This is a genomic window from Lysinibacillus sphaericus OT4b.31, from assembly GCF_000392615.1.
In the GTDB taxonomy this organism is placed as follows: Bacteria; Bacillota; Bacilli; order Bacillales_A; family Planococcaceae; genus Lysinibacillus; species Lysinibacillus sphaericus_B.
Genome location: NZ_KB933398.1, coordinates 612,698 through 628,290, shown reverse-complemented (window position 1 = coordinate 628,290; position 15,593 = coordinate 612,698). Strand labels below are relative to the sequence as shown.

At 39.2% G+C, this 15,593-nt stretch carries 15 protein-coding genes; 8 read left to right on the top strand and 7 right to left on the bottom strand.

All coding sequences use genetic code 11. From position 1 onward, the window contains the following. Window positions 1-56: 56 nt before the first annotated feature. Window positions 57-1,301, bottom strand: a complete 1,245-nt coding sequence (locus H131_RS02990; RefSeq protein ID WP_036130982.1) for an MFS transporter — start codon at window positions 1,299-1,301, stop codon at window positions 57-59. Between the two features lie 108 nt (window positions 1,302-1,409). Between H131_RS02990 and H131_RS02985 the strand changes: the two genes are divergently transcribed. Next, the gene (locus tag H131_RS02985) at window positions 1,410-2,129 is read left to right on the top strand and encodes a YetF domain-containing protein (RefSeq protein ID WP_010857568.1); all 720 of its coding nucleotides are present in this window, start codon (window positions 1,410-1,412) and stop codon (window positions 2,127-2,129) included. Between the two features lie 18 nt (window positions 2,130-2,147). Here H131_RS02985 and H131_RS02980 read toward each other — a convergent pair whose 3' ends face one another. The 6 genes from H131_RS02980 to H131_RS02955 form a co-directional block, all read right to left on the bottom strand. Next, on the bottom strand, window positions 2,148-2,861 hold the full coding sequence (locus H131_RS02980) for a CBS domain-containing protein (protein WP_230491815.1): 714 nt from the start codon (window positions 2,859-2,861) through the stop codon (window positions 2,148-2,150). A 233-nt stretch (window positions 2,862-3,094) separates the two neighbouring features. Further along, the gene (locus H131_RS02975; RefSeq protein ID WP_010857566.1) at window positions 3,095-3,877 is read right to left on the bottom strand and encodes an ABC transporter permease; all 783 of its coding nucleotides are present in this window, start codon (window positions 3,875-3,877) and stop codon (window positions 3,095-3,097) included. Continuing rightward, complete coding sequence (locus H131_RS02970) at window positions 3,874-4,767, bottom strand: ABC transporter ATP-binding protein (protein ID WP_010857565.1); 894 nt, start codon at window positions 4,765-4,767, stop codon at window positions 3,874-3,876. Before H131_RS02970 ends, H131_RS02975 begins: the two co-directional genes overlap by 4 nt. Beyond that, entirely contained in the window at window positions 4,764-4,967 is a 204-nt protein-coding gene (locus tag H131_RS02965; protein WP_010857564.1) for a PLDc N-terminal domain-containing protein, read from the bottom strand. Before H131_RS02965 ends, H131_RS02970 begins: the two co-directional genes overlap by 4 nt. A gap of 743 nt (window positions 4,968-5,710) precedes the next feature. After that, complete coding sequence (locus H131_RS02960; protein WP_230491814.1) at window positions 5,711-6,145, bottom strand: protein-tyrosine phosphatase family protein; 435 nt, start codon at window positions 6,143-6,145, stop codon at window positions 5,711-5,713. Between the two features lie 17 nt (window positions 6,146-6,162). Then, window positions 6,163-7,110 (bottom strand): carbohydrate kinase family protein, encoded by a 948-nt coding sequence (locus H131_RS02955; protein WP_010857562.1) that lies wholly within the window; start codon window positions 7,108-7,110, stop codon window positions 6,163-6,165. Between the two features lie 179 nt (window positions 7,111-7,289). Between H131_RS02955 and H131_RS02950 the strand changes: the two genes are divergently transcribed. The 7 genes from H131_RS02950 (at window position 7,290) to H131_RS02920 (ending at window position 15,572) form a co-directional block, all read left to right on the top strand. Then, window positions 7,290-7,853, top strand: a complete 564-nt coding sequence (locus H131_RS02950) for a GNAT family N-acetyltransferase (RefSeq protein ID WP_010857561.1) — start codon at window positions 7,290-7,292, stop codon at window positions 7,851-7,853. Between the two features lie 18 nt (window positions 7,854-7,871). Further along, on the top strand, window positions 7,872-8,789 hold the full coding sequence (locus H131_RS02945; RefSeq protein WP_010857560.1) for an EamA family transporter: 918 nt from the start codon (window positions 7,872-7,874) through the stop codon (window positions 8,787-8,789). A gap of 310 nt (window positions 8,790-9,099) precedes the next feature. After that, window positions 9,100-10,191 carry an extracellular solute-binding protein gene (locus H131_RS02940; protein ID WP_036129763.1) on the top strand — a complete coding sequence of 364 codons (1,092 nt, stop codon included), beginning with the start codon at window positions 9,100-9,102 and terminating at the stop codon, window positions 10,189-10,191. A 90-nt stretch (window positions 10,192-10,281) separates the two neighbouring features. After that, window positions 10,282-11,352: an ABC transporter ATP-binding protein gene (locus tag H131_RS02935; RefSeq protein WP_010857558.1), complete on the top strand. Its 1,071-nt coding sequence runs from the start codon at window positions 10,282-10,284 to the stop codon at window positions 11,350-11,352. 12 nt (window positions 11,353-11,364) lie between these two features. Further along, window positions 11,365-13,086 carry an ABC transporter permease gene (locus tag H131_RS02930; protein WP_010857557.1) on the top strand — a complete coding sequence of 574 codons (1,722 nt, stop codon included), beginning with the start codon at window positions 11,365-11,367 and terminating at the stop codon, window positions 13,084-13,086. A gap of 27 nt (window positions 13,087-13,113) precedes the next feature. Continuing rightward, window positions 13,114-14,628 carry an argininosuccinate lyase gene (gene argH, locus H131_RS02925; RefSeq protein WP_010857556.1) on the top strand — a complete coding sequence of 505 codons (1,515 nt, stop codon included), beginning with the start codon at window positions 13,114-13,116 and terminating at the stop codon, window positions 14,626-14,628. Further along, window positions 14,625-15,572 (top strand): N-acetylglucosamine kinase, encoded by a 948-nt coding sequence (locus tag H131_RS02920; RefSeq protein ID WP_010857555.1) that lies wholly within the window; start codon window positions 14,625-14,627, stop codon window positions 15,570-15,572. Before argH ends, H131_RS02920 begins: the two co-directional genes overlap by 4 nt. Window positions 15,573-15,593: the final 21 nt, after the last annotated feature.

Genomic DNA, 15,593 nt, shown 5'->3' with positions numbered 1-15,593 from the left:
TACGGGGCAGATCATCTTGTAGAGGGCGTGTTTTTTTATTTTAAATATAGAAGTATCTATATGAACCCGTTGCTTTCCGCTACGGCGGACGCTTTTCCCGGGCATGACTTCAGTCTCCTCTTTGGTAAAAAGAACGCCACCAATAGTAATAACGGCAGTATCGAAACGACCATCATAGTAAAATCTATACCCTTATGATCCATTAGCACGCCAATTACCATGGCACCAATCGCGCCCATACCAAATGCAAAGCCCGTTGTTAAACCTGCCATTGTACCAATTTTTGAAGGCACAAGCTCTTGTGCGTAGACAACCGTTACGGAGAAGCTAATCATAATGAGTGTACCGATAATAACTAAAAAAATCATTGCAGCCCATAACGGCACATAAGGTAACGCTAAACAAAACGGCATTGGCACCACAACTGATAATAGAATTACATTTTTTCTACCAATACGGTCTGATAATGAGCCCCCGAAAAATGTCCCAATAACCCCAAATGCCATAAAGGTGAATATTAAAATTTGACCAAGGCGTAACGTCACATCATAATGATCCATTAAATAAAACACATAAAAGCTCGTAATATTGGTTGTATAAAATGATCGAGCAAAAATAATAGTAAATAATAATGTCAAAGCAATGCCCACCTGTTTTTTTGTAAGTGGTGGTAAAGATGATACTAATATTCGTTTGTTCTTCGATGTCTGTTCTTGCTCGAGTTGCTTCTTATACCATTTGGCTATCTTACTTAATAATATTATTCCGAAAGTTGTTAATACTAATACAAATGCCGCCCCACGTTGTCCAAATATATCTAAAATATAAGCACTTATAAGTGGCGCAAGAGCTTGTCCAGAGTTTCCACCCACTTGATAAATCGATTGTGCTAATCCCCTTTTAGAACCTGCCGCCATAAATGATACACGTGAGCCTTCCGGGTGAAATATCGCAGAACCAAAGCCTAAAAATAATACAGCTATAATGATTACCCAGTATTGTGTTGTAACTGCTAAAATGGCGATGCCTATAAATGAGCTAATCATACCGATTGGTAAAGCGTACGGCATCGGCTTTTTATCACTAACAAAACCGACAATTGGCTGTAAGGCAGATGCAAATATATTTAATACAAATGAAATGAGTCCTATTTGCGTAAAGGTTAAGCCTAAATCACTCTTCAATATTGGAAACATCGCTGGAATAACCGCCTGCATCGTATCATTGATAAGATGGGCAACCCCAATAGCAATCATTATCGGATAGACAGGGTTGCTAAAATTCGCCATTTGTTTGTTCATTACTGTCATCACACTTTCTAATCTTTCTTATTGTTAGTGATTGTCGCATACAATCGTCCTTTTTGCACAAGCTATGCAACGACAGCTGTAAAAGGAGTTGATACATGTATGGAAAGTTTTTTTCATGCTAACTTTTGGGAAATGATTCTTCGTACTACACTTTCATTTTTTGTATTACTTATTTTGGCCCGTATTCTTGGGAAAAAGCAACTTGGTCAATTGACCTTTTTCCATTACATCACAGGGATTACATTCGGATCGATTGCATCAGAGATTGCCTCTCAAGCTGAAACCCCTTTTTTAGATGGTATTATCTCTCTTATCTGGTGGAGTGTTTTAACATATTTCATGACTATCATTACCATTAAATCAAAAAAAGCACGTGTACTCGTTGATGACAAACCAACCATTGTTGTCCAAAATGGGCTTATTTTAGAATCAGGATTGAAAAAAAATCGGCTGCATATGGATGAGCTAACAATGATGCTACGTGAGCAATCCATTTTTTCTGTTCAAGATGTACAATATGCAATGCTTGAAACAAACGGTAAACTTAGCGTTCTACAAAGAACCTCTGAACAACCGGCTACAAAACAAGATGTGAAAGCTGATATTTCACCACCAACTTATTTGCCAACAGAAGTGGTTTCAGATGGCCAACTTATTTACGAAAATTTAGTCGAACTTGAGTTAACTGCAGACTGGCTCACGAAAAAATTAAAAAAACAAAATGTCCAATCCGTGGAAGATGTCTTTTTTGCTCAGGTTCAAACAAATGGCTCATTATATATCAGCCTAAAAGACAAAGCGAGGCAAGCAAGTCCTTAATAGCTTGTCTCGTTTTGTTTAATCTACTTTCATAATATCTAATGGTGTCACGATACCAATTAATTTTTGCTGTGGTTTCCCATGCTCCGTAATCAGTAGTGCCTCAAAACGGCGTCCCCGCTCGACCCCTTGCTTAAAAATTTCCTCTGCCTCATATATCGTTATGTATCGACTCACAAATTTGTAATTCACTCTATTTTTTTCATGCATTAATATGTCGTGCAATGTGGGGACCTGCTTTGGTATTTGATTTCCTCCCATCATCGTCGCTAGCCAATTTGCTATACCCACAGTAGTAATTAGACCTTTAAATTGCTCTTTGTGGTACACCGGAAACTGTGTAAATTTACGATTACGAATAACTTTCAACACATGTTTTAGTGAATCCCTTTCTTGAAAAACATGCACTTTTTTAAGAAACATTTGACCGACAAGTGTCGGCTTTGCAAGCGTAGCATCCATATACTCAATCCGTTCTACCACATCTACATGAGGTTCAGCAATTACATATTCCATGGACGTACGATGATGGACAATCGCATTGCGTAAATCCGCATAGGAACGTAAGTCATCTTCATATTTACGTACTAGAACATCCTTCTTCTTTGCTTGATCTATAAGACGGTAAAAAGGCATGAAATCCTTCGCACCAACGATATCCCGTAACCTGTGATCAATTCGGTTAAATGCTGTGAGAAATCGATCCGAATTTTGTGTAACCAATCCTGTCACCTACCTTCCAATTTAAATGCTTATATTTTCGGAGTTATTTGACAAATTTCGAGTTATAGCTACATTATATTCCTAAGTTATGGATATTCCAAGGAAAGATAGGTAAATGAAACTAATTAACGTCTCCCCCATTGGAGCTCTCAAAACAAATGATTAAGTAATTACTATTTATAGAAAATATGCCACTTTCCGTTAATAGAAAGTGGCATATCAGTTGAGAAAGCGTTTTTCTGTTAAATTTTCGTCAAGGATGCATTCTTCTTCATTGTCAAAACCCCGATACTTATAGAAATTATCGTGATTACCAGTGTAATAGCTAAACTCCACCAGTAATCAGGCATCTCCATCGTGCCTCGAATCAGTTGCACACCATATGTTGGAAGTTTCCATGGTGTTATTGTCCAAAATGCACCAACCAGTGCATCCAAAATTTGCCCGACAAATATAATGATAAATGCACTTGCTGTTGCAACCACTGGTTTAAATGTTGCACTCATCAGAAATGTCACGGCTAATACAAATAATAGCCATACAAAATACGTGCAAATACTTGCCAACAAAGTCCTGACTTCAAATGTCCCATATAATACAGCTATATAATAAACACTTGCCGAAAAACCAGTCACAATGCTAATAAAACCGACTGTACTCATGACAACAAATTTACTCATAAAGTACGCCCCAAATGAAATTGGGCGTACATACATTAAGGTAGCCATCCCATTGGTACGCTCTTTACTAATGGTCCCAACAAATGAAGCCATAAGTACGAGTAAACCAATCAGCTGAAACTGCCCAATTGAAGCCTGCAATAAATCAGCTGGTCCAAATTCAGGCATCATCATTTCAAAACCCTCTGGTAAATTACCGACTGCCGATAAAATATCCATCATGTAGTAGTTCGTCAAAGGATCAGTCATGCCGAGTAGCGCAAAAACAAGTGGGATCCATAAGAACTTCCAGCTACGCCACGCCTCACGAAATTCCTTTTGAAGAAGTACGCTAAACCCATTCATCGTCTTTTCGCCACCTTCATGAAAATTTCTTCAAGCGAGGCTGTTTGACATGCCACTTTGCGTACAGTATAGGTGCATGCACTAAGAAGGTGCAGTAACTGCTGCATACTCGGTTTTTCCTCATGAATCTCTATATATACATAGCACCCCTGTGCCTTGCTTAAAAGTGCTGCTTGACTAGCAAAAAGTTGCGCTTCTTCCTCAGTGCTAAATTCTACTACATAACGAGGCTCATCAAAACGTTGCCGCACCTCACGCAACGTCCCTTGCTCCACAAGCTTTCCATCGCGTAAAAATAATAACTGATCTGTCATTTCTTCAGCATCATTTAAAATATGCGTCGAATATAATATCGTCGTCTCTTGTTGTAAACCTTTCAACAAATCTAATACTTCTCTGCGCCCAACTGGGTCTAACGCAGATACAGGTTCATCTAACAACAGTAATTTAGGCTTATGCACAATTGCCTGGGAAATACCAAGGCGTTGCTTCATACCACCGGAAAACGTCGCAATCTTTTTATTTAAAGCATTATTAAGCCCAACAAACTCCAATGTTTTTCGAGCTTCTACTTTTGCTTTTTTAGTAGGTACACCACTTAGTCTCGCAGCCATTTCTGTAAACTCTAGCGCACTTAACCATGGATGAAATTGCGGATATTGTGGTAAAAAACCAATATTTGCGCGCAAATCTTTACCTAACATTGCTACGCTACCAGCCGTTGGCTTTAACAAACCGGTTAACATAGATAAAGTCGTTGTCTTTCCTGCACCATTGGGTCCAATCAATGCTGTTGAGGTATGTTCCTCTAACGTAAAATTGATGGCATCTACAACTGTTTTTTCTGCAAAGCGCTTTGTCAGTCCTGTCACCTGTAGTAGTGTCGTCATGATTGTTTTCTCCCTACTATAAAGTAAGCAATTGGCCCAAGTAGATTGATAAACAAAATAATGAATACCCATAAAATCTTAGGTCCATTCGTTGTATGAATTTTACGTAAATCGATCAGTGCCACAACCACTAAAATCAATTGAACCACAATCAATGGCGCAATAACCGCCCAAGGCACTTTGGCTAACTCCTCTAACATACGAACCACCTCACTCTTTGTTATAATATAACTATAACAAACTTTGTTCTAATATGCATAGAACAAAAAATGTCATTAAAAATTTAACTTGAGCATCGCATTTCTGTAAGTACAGGAAAAATACATAGCATTCTTAAGTAAGCCAACGCCTAGCCATAATAAAAAAGAAGTATCTATATAAACCCGTTGCTTTCCGCTACGGCGGACGCTTTTCGTGGGCATGGCTTCAGTCAACTAGTGGTCGTCTATTAATGATTGAGGTGATGGATAGGTTGACGAAAAATAGTAATAACGACATCGTTAATAGGGGCTATTTGTTACTAAAAATTACAAAAGGTATTCGCAATGTGATCTTTCCGAATACCTTTAGTCGTTTTTGAAGGAGCATTTCAAGCTGTTCACGCGCATTGATTTGATTTGTCGTCCTCATGTTTATCATCACCTTAAGTATTTTTAGCAGGTTGGAAGCAGAATAGGCTATCTGTAGGCGATACAAGTTGATTGGCGTGGAAGGCGCGACACTCCTGCAGGAACAGCACATGCGGAAAATCCATCTTTTCGGCTACCCGCCTTAAAAATTAGTTGGTGTCATGCCTGCGGAAAGGGAGCACCTGGAACGGAAATCAACGGTTTCTTATTATTTATTCAAAAAGAAAAAGACTGTAGATCAACTCAAATTTCTTTGAGTTTTGTCTACAGTCTGAAAGGAGATGTACCAAAACCAAGGTTTGGTACATCTTCTTTTATTTATATAATTTTGTTAAAGCTTCCGCCATATTTGGTCGAATTGTTACTTGTGGACGGGCATTTTTTACAGCTAGCTGCGCTTCCTCTAAAGTATTCGCCAAGCCTAGCTCCATTAATACAGCAGTCGCTGCTACACCCGCTCGTCCGCCACCACTACCGCAATGGAAGTATACCTTCTGACCGGCTTCATAGGCAGTAACAATTTCTTGCGCTACCTTTTCAATGGAAGCTGCCACTTGTACTTCTTCATCTGCAATCGGAAAATGCTTGTACGTATAGTTTACTTTTACCTGTTCTTCAGCAGATAGGCCATTAACACGAACATCAATAATGACATCTACTGATTCATTTTCAAAGACCGCACCAGCATCTTTTGCGCCACCAAAATACAGCCAATCTTTTACTAACACATCATAGTCTTTCTCCATCATATGCACGCTCCAAACTACTACTTTAGCAAATGCTTTATATCATTATAATATGGAAGAGCTGTTAATGCGCCTGCTTTTGTTGCCGCCAAGGCCCCAAGCTTATTGCCAAAGCTTACACAGCGAACGAGCTCTTCCACAGTTGTTGGTAACCCATTGTAATGGACATCTCGTAATACACCCGCCATAAAGGCATCACCAGCGCCTGTTGTATCTACTGGCACTACCTTTTCTGTCGGTACATGTATAACATCGCCGTTCAATACTGCGTAGGTACCTTCTTCCCCTACTGTTACTAAGATGATGGGTACTAAATAACTGTCTAATTGCTGAATCCCTTCTTCTAAGGTAGTTGTTTCAGTTAAGAAAAACAGCTCATCATCTGTTACTTTCAAAATATCTACATTTTCGAAAAATGACGTGATGGTTTCACGGCAGACTTCCTCACTGCTCCAACGTAATGGACGAATGTTGGCATCCATTGCGATTATCGCGCCTTTATCCTTTGCCATGTCGACGGCAGCACGAGTTGTTTTCAGTGCAGTAGGGTGAAACATCGTGCCTGAACACACAATTAATGCCGAAGCATGTTTAAAAGCAGCTTCATTTAGTTGGTTTGACTCTACTTGTAAATCTGGTGTCTCATCGACGTAGTCCTTGAAGATACGTTCACATGCTTCTGTTAAGTGTACATAAACGCCACTAACTCGCTTCGCTGGGTCAAATACTGCATAGTCTAAGCTAACGCCTTCTTTTACAAGGCCATCTCGGACGAATTGCGAAGCCTCGTCATCCCCTGTTATTGTAATCAGTGCAGAAGGAGCACCGATACGGCTAATGCCAGCAGCAACGTTTACTGTAGCACCACCCATATATTTAGTAAAAGATGAGTTTGTTACATCATCTGCAATATAGTCAATAAAAGCATCTCCGTAAACTAATATAAAATCTTTATCTTCCTTTGTCATTGTTGTCCTCCCGAAAGTCTGTTCATTTTAGATTAACACGAAAGTTGATTTCATATAAAGTTTTAAACTTTCGGAAAAATACTGAAAAGATTCCTTCCATAAAGTAGTGAATATTTCAAAAGTTTGTGACATCCTCTATCTTTGTTATACTTGCCTATAGAAAGGTAGGGATTTTGAAGATGAGTATTTCAATTCGACAAGCGCAACCACAGGATGCCCATGCCGTTGTACCATTAATTATTGATGCTATTGGTGATATCGCCAACCGTTTAACTGGTGAACAAACACCAGAGGCTGTTGAGCAAGCACTTATAGTGCTTTTCAAACGAGAAGATAACCGCCATTCCTATTTAAATACTTTTGTTGCTGTAGAAGATGAACAGGTCTTAGGCATTCTTGTTTATTATAACGGTGAACAAGCCATTGACATGGACGCGAATCTTGTAAAATGGCTTGAAGCAAAAAATGCGCCAAGTATTGTCATCGATAAAGAGGCTCATGAAGATGAATATTATATAGATACAATTTGTGTGGCACCAGAGGCTCGTGGTAAAGGAATCGGCACATTATTATTACAATTCGCTATAGAGCAAACGGAAAAACTAGGCTTTACAAAATTATCATTAAATGTTGAAACACAAAAAGAAGACGCTCGTCGCCTATATGAACGTACAGGTTTTGTTATCACAGAGCCATGGTCTATAATCGACGAACCCTTTCATCATATGGTAAAACAGATTTAGGATGTGACATAAAATAGCATGAAAACAAATTTAATCTATCCTCTATTGATTGTCATTGCATCAAGTAGCTACGGCATTCTATCGACAATAGTCAAAGTAGCAATGTTGCATGGCTTTACGTCAGCAGAGGCGGTATCTAGCCAATATATAATTGGCTTTATGTTAGTGGCGACTATTTTTATTGTCACACAAAGACAGGTACCAAAATTTTCGAAAAAAGGCCTATTTATTATGGTCAGTGCTGGGATGTTTACCGGCATTACAGGTATTGTGTACGGTGAATCACTAAAATATTTACCTGCATCTCTTGCAGTTGTCATGCTCTTCCAATTTACGTGGATTGGTTTATTGTTAGATTGTGCACTTCATAAACGTTGGCCAAGCCGACCTGAAGTGCTTTCCCTCATTGTTTTATTTGCTGGGACAATATTAGCTGCTGGTATATTAGATGTAGATTTAAGCGGCATCGCTATACAAGGCTGGATATTTGGCTTTGCTGCAGCATTTACCTTTGCTTGTTTTATCCAATTTAACTCTCGCCCTGTTGAAGGTGTGACAACCACAGCACGTGTATTGATTGTTTCCTTTGTTGCTCTCATTATGATTAGTATTTTCTTAAGTCCTGAAATCGCGTGGAATGGAAAGTTATTCACGGAAGGCTTATGGAAATATGGACTAGCACTCGGACTTTTCGGTATTATTTTACCGATTTATTTATTTTCTATTGCTGTTCCAAAAGTTGGTGGGGGCCTTGCTTCCATTTTAAGTGCAATTGAATTACCTGTTGCTGTGACAGTTTCCGTAATTGTTTTACATGAGCCACTCACTTTTTTACAGGTAATCGGTATTGTCTTTGTCATTTTAGGTATGATGCTTCCGACATTACTCGCTCAGCTACGTCACAAGAAAAGTACTCTTGAGCCTAAACGTGTATGACAAGCATTGGACATCAGGAAATGATCACCGGATTATACATTAGGCACGATGATCTAAATGAGCTTAAGTGTAAGTGTTTGGCTGAACCCGTTGGCAAGATAAAGTAAAATTAAAAAAACTTCTTAAAAATGGCAATGCCATTTTTAAGAAGTTTTTTTGCATTTCTTTAAATTTCATTGAAAACCATCATTTACTTAGCTTATGATAAATATAATGTTAGAATTTTTTAATTATTCTAACATTAATGTTTATTGTAAGCATTATACTGCTATATGGAAGCTACACACTAAGTAGGAAGGGGAAGATGATGATGAAAAAAATGCGTATTTTCGGTTTTTTACTTGTGTTAATGCTCATGGTTTTAGCTGCTTGTAGTAGTGATGATAACAAGGATGCAACAGACGGCGACAAAGCGTCTGGTTCTGACAAGGCAGAAGAAGAAGCATCTCCATCAGGAAAGCTTGTGATTTATACAGGACGAGATGAAGAGATGGTGCAAGGCGTAATCGATCAGTTTAATGAGAAGTACCCGGAAATTGAAGTGGAGTTTTTAACAATGGGTGCCCAGCAAATCTTAGAGCGTCTGCGTGGCGAAAAAGCAAATCCGCAAGCTGATTTTTGGTGGGGAGGCACACAATCAGCGCTAATTGTCGGTGCAAATGAAGATTTACTACACGCATGGAAGCCAAGTTTCATCGATTCAATAGATGCCAATCATAAAGATTCAGATGGTCGCTGGTTCGGCGAAATGTTATTGCCGGAAGTAATTATGATTAACAGCGATTTACTAACTAAAGAAACTGGTCCACAGGATTGGGATGACTTATTAGATCCAAAATGGCAAGATCAAATCTTAATCCGCGGTGTATTAGCCTCTGGCACAATGCGTACAATCTATTCATCCATGATTGTAAGACAAGGTGCAGACACACCTGAGAAAGGCTATGATTGGTTATTAAAATTAGATGCTAATACCAAAGAATATACACAAGATCCAAATGCACTTTACTTAAAGCTAACACGTCAAGAAGGAAGCATCTCATTATGGAATTTGCAAGATATTTTATTAAAGAAATATACAACTGACTATCCGTTTGATTACATTTATCCACAGAGTGGTGCGCCTATTTTAGTAGATGGTGTTGCTGTCGTAAAAAATGCAAAAAATGTGGAAAATGCTCAACTATTCGTCGAGTTCTTATTTGAAAAAGAAATGGTAACGAAATTAGCCAATGATTACTACCAAATCCCAACTCGCTCAGATATTGATAAGGCAGCAATGCCGGAATGGTATCAGGAGTTAGATTTAAAAACATTTGACATAGATTGGCAACTTATGTCCGATAAAGAAGCTGAGTGGATGGAGCATTGGGATACGAATATTAAAGGCAATGGAAAATAGTAATTATATAGTGGCGTTTTTTGAGCCTCGAGTAATATTTTGCTCGAGGTTTCTGTACACCTAGTTGTCAGTGAGAGAGGAGCATTTCATATGAAAAGTGTCAAAATAGAAGATGTCTCTAAGCAATTTGGTCAAGTGCAAGGCGTAAAGGATTTAAATCTTACGATTAAAGCTGGTGAATTTTTCACATTCCTTGGCCCTAGCGGCTGTGGAAAAACGACAACACTACGTATGATTGCTGGCTTTTATTACCCAACTGAAGGAAAAATTCTTTTCGATGAGCGAGACGTGACGTTACTTCAGCCAAATAAACGCAATATCGGTATGGTGTTTCAAAACTATGCCCTCTTTCCACATATGACCGTAGATGAAAATATTGCTTTTGGTTTACAAGTACGAAAGCTTTCGAAAACGGAGATTAAGCAAAAAGTTGATCGAATTCGAGGGCTTGTACACTTAGAACAATACGGTAAACGGAAAATCAATGAGTTATCTGGCGGTCAGCAGCAACGTGTTGCATTAGCACGAGCACTGGTAATTGAACCAGATATACTTTTACTGGATGAACCTTTGTCCAATTTAGATGCTAAATTACGCGAGGAAACACGTATTGAAATAAAACGGATACAAACAGAACTCGGTGTGACAACCATTTATGTAACGCATGATCAAATGGAAGCGATGTCCATGTCTGATCGTATTATGGTGATGGAAAATGGATACGTTAAGCAAATTGGAACACCACAGGAGATCTATAATCGTCCGCTAAACCGTTTTGTTGCTGATTTTATTGGTGAAACGAATCTAATCGAAGCTACGATAGAAGCCATGAATGGCGATGAAATACAGGCAAAAACTGTGAATGGGCTAGTTTTTACTGGGCGAAAGCAACACAGCTCCCCTACTTTAACGCATATGATTGGAGACAAAGTGTTTATTTCTATTCGTCCTGAATCCGTTAACCTCGGCCCTGGTGAAAACAAACTTATTGGTAAAATTTCATTTGTCGAATTTACTGGTGTAAGTGTGAATTACATTGTCGATTTTATAGACTTTTCACTAAAAGTCATGATTATAAATACGAACGATCAACTCAAGCAAATCGGTGAAGACATCACTTTGCATATTGCGCATGATGCACTGTACTTCTTAGGGGAATAGGAGGGAACCACTATGGAAAAACCACCTGTCGATTCTTATCAAGAAAGTGCATGGGCAAAACTAACCCAATCCAAATGGTTTGTGTATATTTTAATTTCGCCATTATTTTTAGTGCTGTTCGCCTATGTGGTTTATCCTTTCTATCAAACTTTTATGCAAAGCTTTTCTGGCGATGATGTGCTCTCTCATTATAAAAAGTTTTTCAGTCTAGCAAGTCCTGCAAATCTCGAAGCACTGTGGACTAGTTTATATATATCAATCATCAGTGTTATATGCTGTGCAATTGTCGGTGTGACCATGGCCTTTTTGTTGGAACGCTATGATTTTCCAGGTAGACGTTTGCTCGCTATTTTAGTACTAGTGCCCATGGCTCTTCCCCCACTTGTAGGTGTACTTTCTTTTACATTTTTGTACGGGGATAGCGGTATTTTCCCACGTGCACTTCAGCATTTGTTCGGTCTGGAGCAAGTCCCATTTTCGTTGAAAGGCATCTGGGGAGTTATCGTTGTACATACATTCACCATGTACACATACTTCTACTTAACCGCTTCCGCAGCTATTAAAGGATTAGATCCATCTTTAGAGGAAGCAGCTACTAGTTTGGGTGCTGGGCGTATTCGTGTATGGACAAAGGTTATTTTACCTATGTTGACGCCTTCGATTGTGGCCTCTGCGCTACTTGTATTTATGATTTCTATGGCATCCTATACAGCCCCATTAATGTTTGGCGTAGAACGTACGATGACGATGCAAATATACTTATCACGCACAAATGGAAATTTAGAGATGGCAGCTACTCAGTCCATGATTTTATCTTTTGTTTCAATCACATTTTTAATCATTATGCGTTGGTATCAAAACCGTCGCAATTATCAAAACTTGAGCAAGGGTATTAGCGTACATCGTTCTGAAGTGTCTTCAAAAGGGATGAAAATCTTTGCGACTATTGCTTCTTTTGTAGGTACATTAATATTAATTTTGCCTATTTTAGTGCTTATTTTAATTTCTTTTTCGGTCGATGGCGCTTGGAGAACACAAATCTTACCGACTGACTATACAATTGATCATTATCTTGCACTCTTTACGGATGAACGGACATGGCGACCGATTTGGAACTCTATTCAAATGGGTGTAGTTGCAACGCTCGGCAATATTATATTTGGGGTCGCAGCAGCCTATGCTATGGTCCGGTTGCATTTCAAAGGTAAAACGCTGCTAGATATTTTGATTATGATTCCTTGGGCATTACCTGGTACAGTTGTCGCCGTTAATCTAATTGCTGCCTTTAGTACAGAAAATATTTTCGCCTTTAATCAGGTCCTAATCGGCACATTTTGGATTTTACCATTAGCTTACTTTATCAGACATTTACCGCTAGTTTTCAGATCGACCTCAGCTTCTCTTGTGCAATTAGATCAGTCTATCGAAGAGGCATCCAGAAGTCTAGGTGCCACCTGGTTTTATACTTTTAGGCGTATCGTTATACCACTAACGTTTACTGGTATATTGGCAGGAACATTGCTAGCACTTGTCCAAAGCTTAGGCGAATTCGTAGCTTCAATTCTTATTTACAGTACTTCCACTATTCCACTGTCAGTCGCGATATTTCAAAAATTATATGCGTTCAAGTTTGGAACAGCCTGTGCATATGGCGTCTTACAAATTTGCTTAATTTTAATTGTTCTTATTATTTCTGAAAAGTTATCAAAAGGCAGTGCTGGCTCAGCCATTTAACTGCCAATCTATTAGGAGGCAATGGATATGTTTGAAGATTTCCGTAACAAAACGCAGCAAGAGGATGGGATGACTTTCCCTTCTAATATTTATCGTCAAATTGTCTTGCAGCCAGCTTATGACGAAGCAAAGAAAAATTTTTTAACCATTATGCTTCAGATTAATATTGCACATTTAAAAATGTTAGAAGAACAAGGACTCGTAAAAAAAGAAGAAGTTCAACAAATTGGCATTGCACTAAAAAAACTAGATTTGAACTATTATCGTATAGAGGATTATAGCCCAAACTACGAAGATTTATTTTTCCGCATTGAAAATAAATTAATAGAGTTTGCTGGTGATGTTGCTGGGAATCTTCATATTGGTAGAAGCCGTAATGATATGGGTATCGCCATTTATCGCATGACATTACGGAAAAAATTATTAGAGCTTATGCGAGAGCTACTAACATTACGGGATGATTTAGTAGCCGCAGCTGAGGAGCATATCGATACCATAATGATTGGTTATACTCATACGCAGCAGGCACAGCCAACAACCTTCGCTCATTACTTAAAAGCTGTAATCGATCAACTTGGCCGCGACTTTGAACGTATGCAAAATGTCTACAAAACCGTCAATCAAAGCAGTATGGGTGCGGCAGCATTGACAACTACTGGCTTTAATATTAGTCGTGAGCGGATGCGAGACTTATTGGCATTTGACGAAATTATCGAAAATGCTTGGGATGCAGTCGCAGGAGCAGATTATATAGCTGAAGCTGCAAGTATTGTACAGCTCGCTGCTCTCAATCTTGGCCGTACATCTCAAGATTTTTTATTATGGGCGACACAGGAATTCAATGCATTTACACTAGCCAGCCCGTACGTACAAATTAGCTCCATTATGCCTCAAAAACGCAACCCTGTGTCGATTGAGCATACACGTTCCCTGCTATCAGCGGTTGTGGGTGATGCAAGTACGGTATTGCAAATGGTACATAATACACCGTTTGGTGATATCGTAGACACCGAGGATGATATGCAGCCCTATTTATGGCGTGCCATCGATCGTTTAGTCGGCATTTACAAATTATTTGGTTCCCTCGTTGTGACGATGGATGTAAACAAGAAAAAACTACGAAATCGTGCAGAAAATAGCTTTGCCAATGTAACCGAGCTTGCCGATACATTAGTACGCTCTGAAGGGATTTCCTTCCGTCAAGCACACAGCATTGTAAGTAAATGCATCAAAGTATTACTTGCTCATAATGAAGAATCACTTGCCAGCCTTACATGGGGGCTAGCCAATACACAATCCAAACTGGTAACAGGCAAACCTTTAACTATTTCCGAGGAAGATTTCTATCATACTTTAAAACCGGAGTTTTTCGTAGGCGTCCGAACATTGCTAGGAGGTCCCGCCCCCGAGACAATGCGAGCATCACTTGAACTATGCAAGGCTTCTGCTCACAGACTATATGAATGGATTCAACTAAAGGAAGCAACCATTGATCAGGCAGAAAAACAATTAGTCGTGTTTTTGGAGGAATGGAATCAATGAAGGATTGGTTACTAATTATTGATGGCGGAGCAACGAAAACGGCATGTGCAGTTGTGCATGCCGAATCCGGTGAGATTAAATACACGAAAACTGCTGGCGGATCCAACTACCAAGCGATTGGTACAGACTCTGCGACAGAGATTTTACAAGCATTATTAGTATTTGTACATGCATTTTTACAAGAACAAACTAACTCAAAAATTGCTGTAGCCACTTTTGCAATGGCAGGGATTGACTCTTCGAAGGACCAAGCCATAGTTAAAGCCATTGTTCAGCAAGTAATTACCACATCTCAGCTAGACATAGCGACGCTTATTATTGAAAATGATGCAGAAGCAACATTATTAGGTGTCACAGCTGGACAAACTGGTGCCTTGCTTATTGCTGGAACTGGTGCCATTGCATACGCATTCGATGGTAGGCGTATTGAAAGAGCTGGTGGTTGGGGGCATCGTGCTGGTGATGAAGGTAGTGGGTACTGGTTAGGTCAAGAGGTCATACGCACGATTTTCCGTATGGAAGACGGGCGTGGGGAGCCGACAATACTTAAAAGCAAAGTCTATAATTATCTACGTATTCAGGATGTTACGGAGCTTGCTGCATGGCTATTCCGCCCATCTTATACAAATGCTCAACTTGCAAAAATGGGCGCATTTTTAGCCGAAGCCGTTGCGAAAAACGATTCTTGTGCGATTCAAATCTCAATGAGAGCTGCTCATGAATTAGTGCTCCTGGCTTGTGCCGTGTTAAAAAAAATTAACTATCAAGGAGAAGCCATTAATTTTTATTGTAATGGTGGGGCCATTAAGCATAACCCCCTGATTTTAAAGACATTTTCTCAGGACATGACGTCGATGTATCCACAAATTCAGGTGTCCCTATGTCAGCAGCAACCCATTCATTATATTATTGAACGAACTAAAAGGGCATATGACAATAGATAATGTCATATGCCCTTTATCACT

Excerpts from the sequence above, each read along its gene's own strand:
- H131_RS02985 (WP_010857568.1), top strand. The coding sequence starts at position 1,410 with ATGGAAAGTTTTTTTCATGCTAACTTTTGGGAAATGATTCTTCGTACT.
- H131_RS02970 (WP_010857565.1), bottom strand. The coding sequence starts at position 4,767 with ATGACGACACTACTACAGGTGACAGGACTGACAAAGCGCTTTGCAGAA.
- H131_RS02990 (WP_036130982.1), bottom strand. The coding sequence starts at position 1,301 with ATGAACAAACAAATGGCGAATTTTAGCAACCCTGTCTATCCGATAATG.
- H131_RS02920 (WP_010857555.1), top strand. The coding sequence starts at position 14,625 with ATGAAGGATTGGTTACTAATTATTGATGGCGGAGCAACGAAAACGGCA.
- argH (WP_010857556.1), top strand. The coding sequence starts at position 13,114 with ATGTTTGAAGATTTCCGTAACAAAACGCAGCAAGAGGATGGGATGACT.
- H131_RS02950 (WP_010857561.1), top strand. The coding sequence starts at position 7,290 with ATGAGTATTTCAATTCGACAAGCGCAACCACAGGATGCCCATGCCGTT.
- H131_RS02940 (WP_036129763.1), top strand. The coding sequence starts at position 9,100 with ATGAAAAAAATGCGTATTTTCGGTTTTTTACTTGTGTTAATGCTCATG.
- H131_RS02945 (WP_010857560.1), top strand. The coding sequence starts at position 7,872 with ATGAAAACAAATTTAATCTATCCTCTATTGATTGTCATTGCATCAAGT.
- H131_RS02960 (WP_230491814.1), bottom strand. The coding sequence starts at position 6,145 with ATGATGGAGAAAGACTATGATGTGTTAGTAAAAGATTGGCTGTATTTT.
- H131_RS02930 (WP_010857557.1), top strand. The coding sequence starts at position 11,365 with ATGGAAAAACCACCTGTCGATTCTTATCAAGAAAGTGCATGGGCAAAA.
- H131_RS02955 (WP_010857562.1), bottom strand. The coding sequence starts at position 7,110 with ATGACAAAGGAAGATAAAGATTTTATATTAGTTTACGGAGATGCTTTT.
- H131_RS02965 (WP_010857564.1), bottom strand. The coding sequence starts at position 4,967 with ATGTTAGAGGAGTTAGCCAAAGTGCCTTGGGCGGTTATTGCGCCATTG.
- H131_RS02935 (WP_010857558.1), top strand. The coding sequence starts at position 10,282 with ATGAAAAGTGTCAAAATAGAAGATGTCTCTAAGCAATTTGGTCAAGTG.
- H131_RS02975 (WP_010857566.1), bottom strand. The coding sequence starts at position 3,877 with ATGAATGGGTTTAGCGTACTTCTTCAAAAGGAATTTCGTGAGGCGTGG.